Below are 14,199 nucleotides of genomic sequence, written 5' to 3' on the forward strand. Positions count from 1 at the left end.
GCGGGGATCAGGCGGAGGGCACCAGGTTGCGGCGGCGCAGGAACGCCAGCCCCGCCGCGGCCAGGGCGACGGCCACCGCGGTCAGCCCCAGCAGCGGCGCCACCGCCGACGAGGAGCCGCCCAGCAACATCGCCGGCACGTGCACGAACGGCGACAGGTTCAGGACGATCCCGGTGGCCAGCTTGAACTCCGCCAGCAGATCCACGACCAGGAAGAGGCCGAGCGCGGTCCAGCTCACGGCCACCGCCAGCCGGGGCAGCAGGCCGAACAGCAGCGTCGCGATCCCGACCACGGTCCAGACCGCGGGCAGGTACGCCAGCGTGGCCCCGGCGACGCGGGCCACGTCGCCGTCGTAGGTGAGCCCGGCCGCCGCGCCCAGCACGGCCAGCAGCAGCGCCGGGCTCACGACGGCGAACACCAGGTGGCTCAGCGCCCAGCGCAGCCGGCCGACGGGGGTGGACAGCAGGAGCTCGGCCCGGCCCGCCGCCTCCTCGCCGCGGGCGCGCAGCGCCGACACCAGCGCCGCCCCCGTGACGAGCTGGCTGAGCACGTACATCACGAAGGTGAAGAACACGTCCGAGATGCGGGCACCGGCGCCGCCGACGGTCGCGGCCAGCTGCTGGAACTGCGGCGTGTCCAGCTGGGTGTCCAGGCCGCGCGCCGACACGCCGAGCAGCGCCCCCAGCAGGCCGAACCCGATCGCGAAGCCCGCGAGCGTGCTCCGGTGCAGCCGTCCGGCCAGGCCGAACGCGCCCGGCAGCCCTCCGGTGGCGGGCCCCTGGCGGATGGGCACCAGGCCGCCGGCCACGTCGCGCCGGGTGGACAGGACGAAGGCGGCCGTCGCCACGGCGGCGACGGCCACCGCGATCAGCCCCAGCACCCACCAGTGGTCGCCGGCGTAGGGCTTGGTCAGCCGGACCCAGCCGAACGGCGTCAGCCACGTCAGCCAGCCGATGCCGCCGGTGTCGGCCAGCGAACGCAGCGCGAACAGCAGGCCGCCGACGGCGATCGCGATGCCGCGCGCCGTACCGGATGACGCGGTGAGCTGCGCGGTGACCGCCGCCACGGCCGCGAACGCCCAGCCGCCCCCGGCGGTGGACAGCCCGAACAGCAGCGAGGAACCCGCGGGCAGGCCGCTCGCGATCAGGGGAACCACCGACAGCAGGCCCAGCAACAGGTTGGCGGCCAGCACGACCGCGAGCGTGGCGGCCAGCGGGGCGTGGCGGCCGATGACGCCCGACGACAGCAGCTCGCGCCGGCCGGTCTCCTCCTCGACCCGGGTGTGCCTGGTCACCAGCAGGATGCTGACCAGCCCGCCGATCAGCGCGAGGGACGAGCCGAGCGTCCAGGCGGTCAGGCCGCCGACGCTCGCGTCGTAGATGTGGCCGCGCATGGCCAGCTGCGCGGGGTTGCTCGCCGAGGCCGCCGCGAAGGCGTCGCGGGCGGCCTGGTCGGCGTACAGGTCGCTGGTGGCGGAGGCGATGCTCGCCGGCAGCAGCGCGCTGATCGCGATCCACACCGGCAGCAGCACGCGGTCCCTGCGCAGGATGAGCCGGATCAGGGTCAGGGTGCCGGTCATGCGGCGGCCCCCTCGTAGTGGCGCAGGAACAGCTCCTCCAGCGTCGGCGGCTGCGTGGTCAACGTCCGCACGCCCGCCCTGGCCAGCTCGGCGAGCACCGCGGTCAGCGCGTCGCCGTCCACCTGGCAGCGCAGCCGGGCGCCGTCCACGGTCAGGTCGTGCACGCCGGGCAGCGCGGCCAGCCCCGGCGCGGGCCCGATCAGCTCGGCCGTCACCGAGGTGCGGGTGAGGTGGCGCAGGTCGGCCAGGCTGCCGGACTCGACGGTACGGCCGGCGCGGATGATGCTGACGCGGTCGCACAGCGTCTCGACCTCCGACAGGATGTGGCTCGACAGCAGCACGGTGCGGCCGTCGCGCTTCTCCCGCAGGACGCAGTCGTTGAAGACCGCCTCCATCAGCGGGTCCAGGCCCGAGGTCGGCTCGTCCAGCACAAGGAGTTCCACGTCGGAGGCGAAGGCGGCCACCAGCGCCACCTTCTGCCGATTGCCCTTGGAGTAGGTGCGGCACTTCTTGCGCGGGTCGAGCTCGAAGTGCTCGAGCAGCTCGGCGCGCCGCCGCGGGTCGAGGCCGCCGCGTACCCTGCCCAGCAGGTCGATGACCTCGCCGCCGGTCAGCGAGGGCCACAGGGTGACGTCGCCGGGCACGTAGGCGAGCCTTCGGTGCAGCTCGGTGGCGTCGTGCCACGGGTCGCCGCCGAGTAATTCGATCCGGCCGCCGTCGGCGCGCATCTGGCCCAGCAGGATGCGGATCGTGGTGGTCTTGCCCGCGCCGTTGGGGCCGAGGAAGCCGTGCACCTCCCCCGTGCTGACGGTGAGGTCGAGCCCGTCCAGGGCCCTTGCCTGGCCGAAGGTCTTGACCAGGCCGTCGGCGCGCACTGCGGCGTTCATTGTTGTCCCTCGAACTTCTCCAGCCCGGTCCGCGCCTGTTCGAACAGCTCGCGGCCGAGGAATTCGGGTCTGATCAGGTCGAGCTGGGCCTTGCCGACGCGCAGCGCGCCCTGCGGGGCGTAGAGGTCCGTGCCGAGCGCGCGGGAGACGTGCTCGTGCAGCACCGTGATGCCGAGCTTCATCGCCGTCAGCACGGTCGCGCGGGCGCGGTGGTCGGCCTCGGAGTGCTGGTCCTCGTTGGCGAGATGCTGCTCCGTCACGGTCACGAGGTCGTCGAACATGGTGGCCGCCGCCGGGGAGCCCTCCACGAGCGCGCGGCCGAGGTACTTCATCAGGGGCGGCGCGGTGCGGTGGACGTTCTCGATGAACTCGGGCTTCTCGAGGTTGCGGTCGGTGACGCCGGCGGTGACCTGCTCGCGCACGTAGCTGAGGACGTACTCGTCGCAGGCCTGCCTCAGCGCTTCCTTCGTGCCGAAGTGGTGCTGCACCAGGCCGGGCGAGACTCTGGCCGCCTCGGCGATCCCGCGGATCGTGGTGGCCTTGACCCCCTGCTCGGCGAACAACGCCATCGCGGCGTCGCGGATGCGGGCACGCGTGGTCAGGTCCTCTTCAGAAATTGGTCGCACGTCCAGCATTCTATACAGTTGTATTGGTTGCCATGCAAGCGTTCAACCAATCGGGCGTCGGAGGCCGGTGGCGGGAACGATGAAGGCGCCGCCTCTCTTCAGTGCGTGAGCAGAGGCGGCGCCTTCATGTTTCTTCCCTTGGACAACAGAGCCCACACCAGCCTCGGCAGCGCCGAGGTCAGTGCTTGTAGGCGGCGACGACCTCCACTTCGACGAGCCAGCCCGCGACCGGGAGGTTGGCGATCTCGATCGTCACGCGGGCCGGGCGGGCCGGGTTGACCTCCATGGGCGGGGCGGGCGGCGCGGTGCCGAGCGGGACGGGTACGGGCCGGGCGGTGGCCAGATCCGTGTTGGCGAAGAACTGGCGGTAGGCGCGGTTCCAGCCGGCGAAGTCCGCCGACTCGGCTCCGGGCGGCTTCTCCAGGTAGGCGCGCATGGAGACGACGTCGGCCAGGCCAAGCCCGGCCGCGGTGAGGTTGGCCTTGACGCGTTTGAGCACGTTGAGGGCCTGGGCCTCGGTGAGGGTGACGCCTGGAGGAAGGGTTCCGCCGGGGAGGTCGACGTAGCGTTCGGGAGAGTCGGCGGGGGCCGCGGGGTTGCCCGCCGCCGGTCCCAGGCCGCTGGCGGTGTACGTGGCCACCTGCTTCCCGAGCGCCACTCCGTCGGCGATCGCCGGGTTGGTGTTGCCCTCGGGGAGGAACGGCCTGACCTCCTGCGGCCGGGGCGACCAGGTGGGGGTGGCGGCAGCCGTACCCGTGCCGAGGACGAGGACGACGGCCGCGGGGAGGGCGATGGTGCGGATCTTCATGCGGAGGTGTCCTCTCAGGAGGTGCTCAGGACGCGCTGGTGCAGCTCGGTGACGACCTTGCGGGCGGACTCCAGGGCTCCCGCCTGCCAGGCGATCATGTAGCTCAGCCAGTCACCCGCGAAGTACACGTGCCCGGCGGGCTTGCCGAGCAGCTGGTACGCGCCCTGCCGGGACGGCCAGCCCACCCACGCGCCCTCGATGTGCGGCTGGAGTTTCCAGGCGATGGACACCGACGACGCCAGTTCGTCGCGATATTTCGCACCATGGATCTTCATGCCCTGCTCGATCGCGCGGCGCTCGCGCTCGGCCGGCTTCAGCGCGGCGTACGCGTCGGCCTGGGCGCCGAAGTTGTAGTAGCCGACGACCATGCCGCGCGAGCCGCCGTACCCGTAGGAGGGGTACCAGATCGTGCCCAGGTCGAGGTCGGTGGCGGTGACGCCGCCGTAGATGTCCTCGTCGACCTCCCACCAGCGGCGGCGGTACTCCAGGCCGATCTTGCCCGCGTTCGTGGGGGTCGGGGTGGCGAGGGCGGCCTGGACCTCCGGGCCGAGGTTGTGCGCGGTTTTGGCCAGGATGTGCGGGGGCATCGCCGCGACGCACAGGTCCGCCTTGATCTTCTGGGTACGGCCGTGGCGGTCCTCGTACTCGACCTCCACGCCGTCCGGCAGATCGGTGATCCTGGTGACCTTGGCGCGCAGCCGGATCCGCTGCCGCCCGATCTTGCCGGCGAAGGCCCGCGGGATCGCGTCCATGCCGCCCACCGGCTGGAACATCAGCATCGCCTGGTCGTAGCCGAACTCGAACGCGAACCGCTGACCGACGCCGCTGGCCAGCACCTCCGACAGCGACGGCACCGGCCCGAGGACCGTGCCCGGCTGCTCGCCCGCGCCCGGGTTCACGCTGTGGCCGCGGCGGGTGCCTCCGGAGTACTTGAACCCGCTCGCCTTGTCCCCCACCGCCCCGAAGCCCGACAGGAAGGAGATCAGCCGCTCCTTGTCCTGTGCCGTGAGCGCGGCGTCGAGCGCCCCCGCGTCGGTCGCCCGCGACAGCAGTTCCGAGACGTATCCGTACACGTCGGCCTTGGCCGTGCGCCAGCGGACGGGGGCCTGCATGTTCTGGTGGTAGATGTACGCCTGGGCGTTGGAGTTGGTGAAGACCTCCAGGTCCACGCCGAGCTCGCGGCAGTAGTCCATGGTGACCATCCACTGCGCCAGCCGGGCCGGCCCCGCGTTGAGATAGACGCCGTCACCGAATTTCGAGACCTGCGTGGAGCCGTCCAGCTCGGTCACGCGGTCGCCGCCGCGGATGGTCCAGTTCCGGCCGCCCACCCGGTCGAGCGCCTCCAGAATCGTGCAGTCGTAGCCCGCCTTGCCCAACTCGTACGCCGTGGCGAGGCCGGCTATCCCGGCGCCGAGGATCACGACCTTCTTCGCGGACCGCCCGGCGAGGGAGAAGTCGGACTGCTGCGGCGGGTCGAAGGTCCCCTTCGCGGACGCCTCGGCGGTCGGCGCGAGCCCGAGCGCGCCCATGGTCGCGAAGAGCGCGCCTGCCCCACCGGAGACACCGACGGCGGACAGGAAATCGCGTCTGCTGTACCCCAACACTTACCTCCAAGATTTTGCTGGAGGTGAGTCTGGATGCGGTTTGTTGCCGTTCATCCGTCGGTGTGTTGTTTGCGCGTTGCAAGCAGATCATCGGGTTTGTAGTGAAAAGTGAGGTTTCAGGGTCAGCCTCGGCTGGAACAGCGGGCGTAGAGGTCACGGGCACTGGCGTGCAGGAGCTGGCCGGACTCGCGCCGCATGCCGCCGACCGGCCAGGCCGTGCCGAGCACTTCGACGGACATGAGGTCCGCGTACAGGCGTCGTCCCTGAGCCCGTACGTCCTTGGCGATGGCGGGGTCGACGAGAGCGATCATGGCGGCGGCGTACATCCATCGGGATCGCCACCGCGCCAGGGCGACGCCGCGCTCGTGCCGCGTCGTCGCGTCGCGCATGCCGGTACGGACGTCCTCGACCGCCGCGGCCAGATCCAGGGCGGCCCGGCGAGCTCGTTCCCGGCGGGCGGTGCGCCGCCGGGTCCGCCCCCGGATCAGCGCCGAGCAGGCTCCCAGCACCACGATGCCGATCAACGATATCCCCGCAGCGCCCCACGGTGCGGCCGCGTCCGCCCCAGCGGTGTCTCCAAGCATGTCCGGACCATATGGGCCGCGAGCCCAACAGCCGATCAAGCCCGGCACTTGCCGCGCCCAAGATGCTCATAGCGGCATTGACCATGAACACCATCCCCAACACTGGGGAATGCCCGGGCCGCCGCCCCGCCCGACCATGAAGGAGTTCGCACCACTAACAGGGGGAGGCAAACCCGTGACAAGCATCTCGACCCCGGCCCGCCGCCAGATCGAGCGGTTCCTGGAGTTCTCCGACCACGTCGGCGGCCTGAACGAGGGCGACGTGCTGGCGCTGCTCCGCGACCGGGGCATCACCACGCTGGAGGCGCTCGTCAGCAAGGCCGTCAACGCGCCGCGCTCCGCCCCGCCCATCCAGATGGACGCCGCCCAGGCGCTGAGCAGGCCCGCGGCCGTCTCGACCCAGCCCATCACCCACCCTGCGCCCGCCATGGCGGTGGTCGTGGACGGCGTCGAACACGATCCCCGCGACCTGGCTCGGTTCGACGGCCGTCCGCTGACCTACATCTACGGCACCGAGCGCCTGGTCGCGCTGACCGACGACAGCGCGCTCAACGGCGCGGCGTGGGCGGCCTCGCAACTGCGCGCGGCCGACCCCCGCCCTGCGACGCAGGGCCAGGTCCAGATGTTCGAGCACGTGGACTACGGCGGCGACTGGTTCTGGTGCGGCGCCCGGCAGGCGCACAACGACCTGACCAGCGTCCACCACGGCCCGCTCCACCTGCATGACTGGAACGACGTCATCAGCTCCATGGGCAGCACGAACAACTCCGTCCGCTACTACGAGCACATCAACTTCAGCGGCAGCTCCCTGTTCGTCCAGCCCTTCGCCGACATCCCGACCCTCGTCCCCAGCGGATGGAACGATCGCATCTCCTCCGTCTGGAACCTGGGCTGACCGCCCGGCCGCGGCAGCAGGACGGCACCACCACCTGCCCGCGGCCGACCGAACCCCTCCGCCCCGGTGAGCCGTAGCGAGAACGCCGCCGGGACCCGCGAGCCCGCTCTGCGCGAGCGGGCTCGCGGCCTTTCTCAGCAAGGTCCTACTGGCGCTGCTGCCCCAGCAGTTTGGCGAGGATCGCGCTCAGCTGGCTGCGCTCGTCGCCGGTGAGAGCGTGGAAGGTGTCGTCGAGGAAGGCCGGGATCGAGGCCTGGGCCTCGGCGAGCCGTCGCCGGCCCGAGTCGGTGATGGTGACGGCGTAGGAACGCCGGTCACGCGGGTTGCGCTCCCTGCGGACGTGGCCCTCCCGCTCCAGGTCGTCGCAGACGCCGACCATGACGCTGCGGTCGATCCGCAGCTCCTCGCTGAGCGCCTGCTGGGAGCAGGGGCCGACGGCGTCGAGCATCTGGAGCACGAGATGCTGACCGACCCCGAGCCCTTCCTCGGCGGCGTGCGCGTCGGCGGCGCGGGCCACGGCGGACGAGGCCCGGCACAGCGCGATGTCCAGCCGCTCGGCGGCGAGTCGCGGGAAGTATGCCGCCCCACGGCCCGTCGTCCTGGTCGTCGCCGCCATCGCTCTCCTCCCGAGTGGGCCGCCAGTCTAGCGCACATCCATCTCCTCTCAGATCGTTTTACATAAGATGATTGGCTGGCAAACGGTCTGCCCCGCCGCCCGCTGTCGCCGCCGATGAGCGATGATGGCGATCATGGCATTGATGACGGAGTTCACGGAGTTGTTCGGGGTACGGCATCCGATCGCGCTGGCCCCGATGGGCGGCTCGGCCGGCGGAGCGCTGACCGCGGCCGTCTCCAACGGCGGCGGGCTGGGGCTGCTGGGCTCCGGAAACGGAGACCCGGACTGGCTGGCCCGCGAGCTGCCGATCGTCACGCGGAGCACCGACCAGCCGTGGGGTGTCGGCTTCCAGGTCTGGGCGACCGACGTCGGCGCGGTCGAGCGGGTGCTGGAGCACGGCCCCAGGGCGGTGATGCTGTCCTTCGGCGATCCACGTCCGTTCGCCGAGCGCGTCCGGGCCTCCGGCACGACGCTGATCATTCAGGTCACCGACCTGGAGGAGGCCCGGCAGGCGATGGACGCGGGCGCCGATGTCATCGTGGCGCAGGGCACCGAGAGCGGCGGGCACGGGGCCCGGCATGGACGGTCGACGCTGCCGTTCGTACCGGTCGTGGTGGACCTGGTGGCTCCGGTGCCCGTGCTGGCCGCGGGCGGGATCGCCGACGGTCGCGGCGTGGCCGCGGCGCTGGCTCTGGGCGCCGCCGGGGCGCTCATCGGCACCCGGTTCCAGGCCACCGCCGAGGCCCTGGTCGACCCTTCGGCCGCCAGGTCGATCGTCGAAGGCCGCGGGCAGGACACCAGCCGCAGCCGGGTGCTGGACATCGCCCGCGGCTCCAAGTGGCCCTCGAAGTACACCGCCCGTACTCTCGGCCACCCGTTCATCGATCGATGGCTGGGCCGGGAAGCGGACCTGGCCGGGGACCCCCAGGCCAGGCAGGACTACCAGGACGCCGTCGCACGCGGGGATGTGCCCGCGTTGCCGGTGTGGGCCGGCGAGGCCGTCGATCTCATCACGGACCTGCCGCCCGCGGCCGACCTCGTCGCCCGCCTGGCCGCGCAGGCCGAGAACGCGCTGGCCCGCGCGGGCAGAAGGCAGCCGGAAAGCTGAGCGGCTTCCGGCGTCAGGCGGCGGCGGTCGGTACGAGGCGGCGGTTGCGTACGAGCCAGATGGCGCGCTCCAGGTCGGGAGTCATGTAGCGGTCGTCGCCCAGAGGGGTGATGTGCTGCCGGATCTCCGCGTGCAGGGACCGCGTGACGGCGCCGAGCGGCAGGCCCTCCATCTTCTGCGCGATGAGGTCGATGCCCTGGGCCGCCATCATGTACTGGACGGCCAGGACGACCCCGAGCCGGTCCAGGTTCTGCTGCAGGTTCCTGACCGAGGCCATCGCCATCGTGTTGTGGTCCTCCTGCCCGTCCTTGACCGGCCGGGACAGCGTTCCCGCCGGCGTGGCCCTCACCTGCATCTCCGGGACCAGCGCGGCGGCCACCGTCTGCACCTGCACCATGCCGGAGTTGAGGCCGACGGTCCCGCCGGCGAGGTTGGCGGGCAGGCCGTAGCTCCACTTGGGCGACAGCAGCCGCCCCGACAGCTCCTGCGACAGCACCCCGACGTCGGTGATCTCCGCGTTCAGGGTGTCGGCCAGGTGTCCCATGATGGAGGCGTCCCAGTTGCCGCCCATCACGAACTCGTACCCCTGACCGTCCCCGCGCAGGAAGACCAGCGGGTTGGAGGTCGAGGAGTTGGCCTCCCGCACGAGTGCGCGGCGCGCCTCGGCCAGCGCGTGCCGCAGGCCGGCCAGGATGTGCGGCGCCGCCCGCACCGACACCGCGTCCTGGATGCGCGGCTCGTAGTTCGCCGGGTCGAGGCGCTTGCGGCCCTCCTCCGTCATCCAGCCCGAGCCCGCCACCATCGCGCGCAGCCGCGTGGCCACCGCGTCCTGCTCGGGGATGTGGCGTTCCTTGTGGGTACGCGCGTCGAGTGAGCCCTGCTCGGCCCTGGTCGCCTCCATGAACAGGGCGAAGGCTCCCTCCGCCTGGTCGGCGAGCGTGGTGGCCCGGTAGACGGCGTTCATCAGCACGGCGGCCACGACGGTGCTGCCGCTGATGATGGGCAGCGCCTCCCCCGCCTGGAAGACGAAGTCCCTGGGCAGCCCGGCCTGCGGCAGGATCTCGGAGGCGGGCCCCTCCCTGCCCAGGTAGCGTACGGGCGCGTTCTCGCCGGCCGCCGCGAGTCCCGCGGCGGCCTGCGGCTGGAGGTCCCCGGTGCCCAGCGACCCGATCTGCGGCATCCGCGGGATGACTCCGGCGTTGACCATGGACAGCAGGCGCTGCGGCACCTCGGGCCGCACCCCGTACGTTCCCCTGGCCATCTGGTTCGCCTTGAGGATCAGGGCCAGCTTGGCCACGTTGTCGGGCAGCGGCTCGCCGACGCCCGCGGCGTGGGAGCGCAGGACGTTGTGCTGGAACTGCTCGGCCTGTTCGGGCGTGAGGGGGCGGTCCTTCAGCGGCCCGAGCGCCTGGTTCCAGCCGTACACGCGCTGGTTGGCCAGGGCGGCCAGCGCCCCCTGCCGCGTCTGGTTCATGGTCGCCGGCACGGTCGCCGCGAGCTGTGCGGTGACGGGGCGGCCCGAGAGGACCGCGAAGGCGTCCCGCAGCGAGAAGGAGCTTCCGTCCAGAACCAGGCTCAGCGCCCGCGGCGGCGGCGCCGCGGGCGGGCGTTCGGGGGTGGCGACGGCCTGGCCCGGTACGAACATGGCGACGAGCAGGACCGCACCCGCGGCTGCTCGTCCAACACTGGTGGTCAACGTGTCCCCCGGCCTTCGCGACGCGGATCAGCAACGCTCCCTTTTAGACACGGGACGGGACGGCGTAGAAGACGGCTCGGCAATGGCGGGACAAATGCTGACTCACCCTCGACCGGTCCGTGACAGGCCGACTTCGAGGTAACCCGATACCTTGCCACACAAGGTATCGGGTCGTACTTTGGTCATATGCCTGAGGACACCGAGGCGACGCCGGGCTCGGACACCGTCGCCCGCCTCCGCCGCGAGCTCGCGCGGGGCACGACCGAGCTGGCCGTGCTGTCCGTCCTCGACGTCCGCCGCCGGTACGGCTACGAGCTGCTGAAACTGCTGCGGCAGGCGGGTGAAGGGGTCCTGGAGGTCAAGGAGGGCACGCTCTACCCGCTGCTGCACCGGCTCGAGGACGCCGGCCACATCCTCGCGACCTGGGAGGCGGAAGGGCGGGCCAGGCCGCGCAAGTACTACGTCATCACCCCGGACGGTCGCACATACCTCGCCATGCTGCGGGCCGAGTGGAGCGGCCTGGTGGACGCCATGCGACAACTACTCGACACCCTTGGCGAGGTGCAGGAATGAGCGACGAACAGCAGATCATCGACGACTACGCCGAAAGGGCCGGACGGCACCTGACCGGTCCGGCCCGGGAGAGGGTGAAGGCGGAGCTCGTCGATCACCTGTCCGACGCGGCGGAGGCGGGCGAGCTGGCCGAGGCCCTGAGCCGGCTCGGCACCCCGGAAGAGGCGGCGGCCGCCTTCGCCGAGATCGGCTCAACGCCGCCCGCCCGCGTGGACGTGCGGTTCGTCGCCGTGCTGATCGACAACCTGCCGCTCGTCGGCGTCACGATCGCGCTGCTCGTCCAAGGGCTCGGCCGGATGGCCGAGCAGGGAAGCGCGTTCAGCCTGGCGTTCCCGCCCTTCGTGTACGTCAAGGTCGGCGGCGTCTGCGTGTCCACGGCACCCCAGGGGTGCGGAATCGCCGCCTACGACTCCGCCGGGCTGCTCTACGCCCTGGGCGTCCCGCTCGCCCTGGCCTGGTCGATCGTCGGGCTGGGGCTGCTGGAGGCGTGGACCGGCACGACGCCGGGCAAGCGCGCCATGAAATTACGGGTGGTGACCGAGGCCGGGCTGCGCATCCGTCCGGTCGCCGGCATCGTGCGCAGGCTCAGCCTGCTGCTGGGGCCGTTCGCCTGGCTGGACTGGGCTCCCGTCGTGTGGGGCGACCGGCGGCGGGTGCTCGATCACCTGGTCGCGACCAAGGTCGTCAACGCCCAGGTCAACGACGTTTCCGCGGGGTGAGCGGGGGGATGATTCCGAACCGTCTGGGATCGCGGCAACCGGGGGTAAGCGTGCCAGTTACTGGACAACAAGGGAGCTGGCTGTGGGCTCGGGACTTTGACGGGATATTCACCCATACGGTCACTGTTCAGGTCGCCAACCGCGACACTTTCGCGGAGATCGCGTTGTTCGACGACCGGGCGATGGACAAGGAACTCCATGTGGCGAAGTGCGCGATCACTCAGATCGTCAGTGCCGACGGCGTGGAAAACTGGGACATCGGGCTGACCGGCGTCTTCAATCCGAACGCGTTCCGGAGGAATGTCACGAGCATCACGTTCGGGACGCTGGCCACCAACGCGCGGGCCGCCGCGCGGTGGATGCTGACCTTCTGGTCTTAGGAGGAGTGATGGAGTTCCATGTCGATGCGCGGGCGGGCGAGGAGCCGCACCACCAGTGGTGTCTGGTGTACGAGGTCGAGTCGTCCCGGGTCGTCCACCTGCACCAGCACATCGCCATCAGCCCGGACGCGGCCCTGGCGAAGGAGCAGCTCGCCGAGGCGGCCCTGGCGCAGGTGCCGTCCAGTGTCCCCCGGGAGCGCCTTGCCGTCGCGCACCCGGATCCCGGCGTGGAACTGGGTCCGGACATGACCTACGTGATCGATCCGGAATCGGGCCGGGTGACCGCCAGGCCGGACGCGAAGACGTTCTACGAGACGCGCTGAGCCGGGTCCCGCGTGCTCATGCCGGTGCTGCGGCCGTGGCGGCGCGGAGCTTGCGCGGGTGCAGCAGCTTGGCCCGCGACGCCAGGATGCCGCCGGCGGACCCGGCGTCCTGGAGGGCGGCCGTGAGCCAGCCGACGCTCACGGGCTGGCCGTCGCCCTGCTTGATCAGCAGATCGCCGGCGGCCCGGGTGGAGCTCAACGCCCTCAGCCAGGGATGGACCCACGTGGGGACCGGGAAGGTGACGACATCGCCTCGATCGTCGCGCATGGTGACGAGCACCAGCGGGCAGTCCGAGCCGTGACCCACGGCGTGCAGGTCCTCGCTGGTCAGGCTGGCCAGCGTGGCCACGCTGGCGCCGGTGGCCTCGATCAGGGCAACGGCCACCGCTTCCGCCACGCGGCCGTCCGCGGCCAGCCGGGAGGCACCGTGGCGCAGCAGTCGCCGCTCCTCGCGCGTGATCGTGGGCGACCGGGGATCGTCGGCAGGCATGGAGCCGCCGTCGCCCTGCCGGATCGCGCCGATCGACCAGGCGAACCAGTAGAAAGAGGACAGGGCGCGGTGCTTCCTCGCCACTGTCGCGCCGGAGAGGGCCCGGCCGGGGTTGCGTACACCGACGGTGAGTGCGCCGATCCGGGCCTGCTCGCAGTAGGCGTCCAGGTGATCGCCGGTGGCGGCGAGCAGCCCCAGGCCCGGCTCCACGGCCTGCAGCCAGCGCAGGAACCCGGCCAGGGTCTGCAGGCACGCGTGCCGCGTGGCCGTGCTCGGCCGGTCCAGCAGCCAGGCGGCCACCGTCCGCCGGGTGTGACAGTCCAAGGCGTCGAGGAGCTCGACGTCGGCGCGGGGCCGCAATCCGGCGATCTGCCCGACGCCGGGTACGGCTTCCGCGCGCGGAGGCGGCGTCCCGGGCCCGCGACGGCGCGCGGCTCGGGTCCCGGCCGAGTCCTCGTCGGCCGGCGCGTCTGCTCCTCCGGCGGGTGCGTACGACATGCTCACCACGTGCGCGCCGGTGAGGCTTCGGCGCGGCGGGGTCGTCCCGCGCCGGTGGCGCACGGCAGAGCCGCATGGCCGCGCGTCGGCGACGCGGCCGTCGCGAAGACATGACCGCCGCAGTCGGCACTCAGACCAATCATCATCGTGTTGATCTTCTCATGGATGGAGACGCGCTGTCGCATGCGATCGACCCCACGGGCCGCTCTTCCTGAAGCTGTCTAAAGCGGTCTGCATGCGGACGTCAGGGTGCTGAAAGAGCGTTGCAGGCGCTCTGCCCATCAATGGTGACGCAAGCCTTCGTCAGCCTTCGTCACCCAGGAGAACCCGATGAAGCGCACCATCAGAACGCTGCTCGCCGCCACCGCCACCGCCGGCGCCCTCGCCGTGGGCGTCCCCGCCCTCAGCGCCGCCGCGGACGCCTCGACCGCGTCCTCCGCCGGCGCGCTCGACGGCCTCAGGCAGGCCCGGCCCTTCCTGTTCACGTACACCTTCAACGGTCACCTCAAGGTCGCCGGCGGCAATTTCACCGTCGACCGCCGCGTCTACCTGGCCGTCAAGTACAACACGGGCCGGGTGGCGTTCTCCAGATGGGAGATCGCCAGGCCGCATGCCGTCACTCCCGGCGGGGCCGTCTACGTGGAGACGACGATCGCCGCTCCCTGCGCCGGGAGCAAGAACGGCTACGCGCAGGCGTACGACGAGGCCACCCGGACGTGGTCCCCTCGCCTGCAGGTGACGATCTGCCAGCGGATCGACTGACACTTGTCGCTCTTTTCCGTGACATATTCACCACAATGGGTAACAACATTG

17 protein-coding genes are annotated in these 14,199 nt (G+C 71.5%); 7 read left to right on the plus strand and 10 right to left on the minus strand.

Features of this window, described 5'->3' with window-relative positions; all coding sequences use genetic code 11:
* Positions 1-7: 7 nt before the first annotated feature.
* From ACIHFD_RS59375 to ACIHFD_RS59400, 6 genes are all read right to left on the minus strand, one after another.
* Positions 8-1,579, minus strand: coding sequence for an ABC transporter permease (locus ACIHFD_RS59375; RefSeq protein ID WP_397374478.1), 1,572 nt, complete (start codon positions 1,577-1,579; stop codon positions 8-10).
* A complete protein-coding gene (locus tag ACIHFD_RS59380; protein WP_350741410.1) occupies positions 1,576-2,466 on the minus strand; it encodes an ABC transporter ATP-binding protein in 891 nt (296 codons plus the stop codon). Before ACIHFD_RS59380 ends, ACIHFD_RS59375 begins: the two co-directional genes overlap by 4 nt.
* A complete protein-coding gene (locus ACIHFD_RS59385) occupies positions 2,463-3,092 on the minus strand; it encodes a TetR/AcrR family transcriptional regulator (protein WP_192783476.1) in 630 nt (209 codons plus the stop codon). Before ACIHFD_RS59385 ends, ACIHFD_RS59380 begins: the two co-directional genes overlap by 4 nt.
* 178 nt (positions 3,093-3,270) lie before the next feature.
* Positions 3,271-3,900, minus strand: a complete 630-nt coding sequence (locus ACIHFD_RS59390) for a Rid family hydrolase (RefSeq protein WP_397374479.1) — start codon at positions 3,898-3,900, stop codon at positions 3,271-3,273.
* Positions 3,901-3,914: 14 nt separating this feature from the next.
* Positions 3,915-5,501: a flavin monoamine oxidase family protein gene (locus ACIHFD_RS59395; RefSeq protein ID WP_397374480.1), complete on the minus strand. Its 1,587-nt coding sequence runs from the start codon at positions 5,499-5,501 to the stop codon at positions 3,915-3,917.
* A 125-nt stretch (positions 5,502-5,626) separates the two neighbouring features.
* Positions 5,627-6,088: a hypothetical protein gene (locus ACIHFD_RS59400; protein ID WP_397374481.1), complete on the minus strand. Its 462-nt coding sequence runs from the start codon at positions 6,086-6,088 to the stop codon at positions 5,627-5,629.
* 175 nt (positions 6,089-6,263) lie between these two features.
* On the opposite strand from ACIHFD_RS59400, the gene ACIHFD_RS59405 reads away from it, so the two are divergent.
* Positions 6,264-6,983 (plus strand): hypothetical protein, encoded by a 720-nt coding sequence (locus tag ACIHFD_RS59405; RefSeq protein WP_397374482.1) that lies wholly within the window; start codon positions 6,264-6,266, stop codon positions 6,981-6,983.
* A gap of 145 nt (positions 6,984-7,128) precedes the next feature.
* Here ACIHFD_RS59405 and ACIHFD_RS59410 read toward each other — a convergent pair whose 3' ends face one another.
* A complete protein-coding gene (locus tag ACIHFD_RS59410) occupies positions 7,129-7,599 on the minus strand; it encodes a MarR family winged helix-turn-helix transcriptional regulator (protein WP_397374484.1) in 471 nt (156 codons plus the stop codon).
* Positions 7,600-7,732: 133 nt separating this feature from the next.
* On the opposite strand from ACIHFD_RS59410, the gene ACIHFD_RS59415 reads away from it, so the two are divergent.
* Positions 7,733-8,707, plus strand: a complete 975-nt coding sequence (locus tag ACIHFD_RS59415; RefSeq protein WP_397374485.1) for an NAD(P)H-dependent flavin oxidoreductase — start codon at positions 7,733-7,735, stop codon at positions 8,705-8,707.
* Positions 8,708-8,720: 13 nt separating this feature from the next.
* On the opposite strand, the gene hutH is transcribed toward ACIHFD_RS59415, so the two are convergent.
* A complete protein-coding gene (gene hutH, locus ACIHFD_RS59420) occupies positions 8,721-10,403 on the minus strand; it encodes a histidine ammonia-lyase (protein WP_397374486.1) in 1,683 nt (560 codons plus the stop codon).
* A 186-nt stretch (positions 10,404-10,589) separates the two neighbouring features.
* Here hutH and ACIHFD_RS59425 point away from each other — a divergent pair, with 186 nt between their 5' ends.
* The 4 genes from ACIHFD_RS59425 to ACIHFD_RS59440 are packed head-to-tail and all read left to right on the plus strand — an operon-like array spanning position 10,590 to position 12,398.
* Positions 10,590-10,976, plus strand: a complete 387-nt coding sequence (locus tag ACIHFD_RS59425) for a PadR family transcriptional regulator (protein ID WP_397374487.1) — start codon at positions 10,590-10,592, stop codon at positions 10,974-10,976.
* Positions 10,973-11,695 (plus strand): RDD family protein, encoded by a 723-nt coding sequence (locus ACIHFD_RS59430; protein WP_397374488.1) that lies wholly within the window; start codon positions 10,973-10,975, stop codon positions 11,693-11,695. Before ACIHFD_RS59425 ends, ACIHFD_RS59430 begins: the two co-directional genes overlap by 4 nt.
* Positions 11,696-11,703: 8 nt before the next feature.
* Positions 11,704-12,075: a hypothetical protein gene (locus tag ACIHFD_RS59435; protein ID WP_397374489.1), complete on the plus strand. Its 372-nt coding sequence runs from the start codon at positions 11,704-11,706 to the stop codon at positions 12,073-12,075.
* 8 nt (positions 12,076-12,083) lie between these two features.
* Positions 12,084-12,398 carry a hypothetical protein gene (locus ACIHFD_RS59440; protein WP_397374490.1) on the plus strand — a complete coding sequence of 105 codons (315 nt, stop codon included), beginning with the start codon at positions 12,084-12,086 and terminating at the stop codon, positions 12,396-12,398.
* A 16-nt stretch (positions 12,399-12,414) separates the two neighbouring features.
* Here the strand turns inward: ACIHFD_RS59440 and ACIHFD_RS59445 are convergent, their stop codons facing one another.
* Both ACIHFD_RS59445 and ACIHFD_RS59450 read right to left on the minus strand, forming a co-directional pair.
* On the minus strand, positions 12,415-13,386 hold the full coding sequence (locus ACIHFD_RS59445) for a hypothetical protein (protein WP_397374491.1): 972 nt from the start codon (positions 13,384-13,386) through the stop codon (positions 12,415-12,417).
* A 2-nt stretch (positions 13,387-13,388) separates the two neighbouring features.
* A complete protein-coding gene (locus ACIHFD_RS59450; protein WP_397374492.1) occupies positions 13,389-13,571 on the minus strand; it encodes a hypothetical protein in 183 nt (60 codons plus the stop codon).
* 145 nt (positions 13,572-13,716) lie between these two features.
* On the opposite strand from ACIHFD_RS59450, the gene ACIHFD_RS59455 reads away from it, so the two are divergent.
* The gene (locus ACIHFD_RS59455; protein WP_397374493.1) at positions 13,717-14,148 is read left to right on the plus strand and encodes a hypothetical protein; all 432 of its coding nucleotides are present in this window, start codon (positions 13,717-13,719) and stop codon (positions 14,146-14,148) included.
* Positions 14,149-14,199: the final 51 nt, after the last annotated feature.

The organism is Nonomuraea sp. NPDC051941 (genome assembly GCF_044593615.1).

Coding starts and splice junctions, on each gene's coding strand:
- ACIHFD_RS59410 (WP_397374484.1), bottom strand. CDS start 7,599: ATGGCGGCGACGACCAGGACGACGGGCCGTGGGGCGGCATACTTCCCG.
- ACIHFD_RS59445 (WP_397374491.1), bottom strand. CDS start 13,386: ATGTCGTACGCACCCGCCGGAGGAGCAGACGCGCCGGCCGACGAGGAC.
- ACIHFD_RS59380 (WP_350741410.1), bottom strand. CDS start 2,466: ATGAACGCCGCAGTGCGCGCCGACGGCCTGGTCAAGACCTTCGGCCAG.
- ACIHFD_RS59390 (WP_397374479.1), bottom strand. CDS start 3,900: ATGAAGATCCGCACCATCGCCCTCCCCGCGGCCGTCGTCCTCGTCCTC.
- ACIHFD_RS59425 (WP_397374487.1), top strand. CDS start 10,590: ATGCCTGAGGACACCGAGGCGACGCCGGGCTCGGACACCGTCGCCCGC.
- ACIHFD_RS59455 (WP_397374493.1), top strand. CDS start 13,717: ATGAAGCGCACCATCAGAACGCTGCTCGCCGCCACCGCCACCGCCGGC.
- ACIHFD_RS59415 (WP_397374485.1), top strand. CDS start 7,733: ATGGCATTGATGACGGAGTTCACGGAGTTGTTCGGGGTACGGCATCCG.
- ACIHFD_RS59400 (WP_397374481.1), bottom strand. CDS start 6,088: ATGCTTGGAGACACCGCTGGGGCGGACGCGGCCGCACCGTGGGGCGCT.
- ACIHFD_RS59430 (WP_397374488.1), top strand. CDS start 10,973: ATGAGCGACGAACAGCAGATCATCGACGACTACGCCGAAAGGGCCGGA.
- ACIHFD_RS59450 (WP_397374492.1), bottom strand. CDS start 13,571: ATGCGACAGCGCGTCTCCATCCATGAGAAGATCAACACGATGATGATT.
- ACIHFD_RS59435 (WP_397374489.1), top strand. CDS start 11,704: ATGATTCCGAACCGTCTGGGATCGCGGCAACCGGGGGTAAGCGTGCCA.
- ACIHFD_RS59440 (WP_397374490.1), top strand. CDS start 12,084: ATGGAGTTCCATGTCGATGCGCGGGCGGGCGAGGAGCCGCACCACCAG.
- ACIHFD_RS59375 (WP_397374478.1), bottom strand. CDS start 1,579: ATGACCGGCACCCTGACCCTGATCCGGCTCATCCTGCGCAGGGACCGC.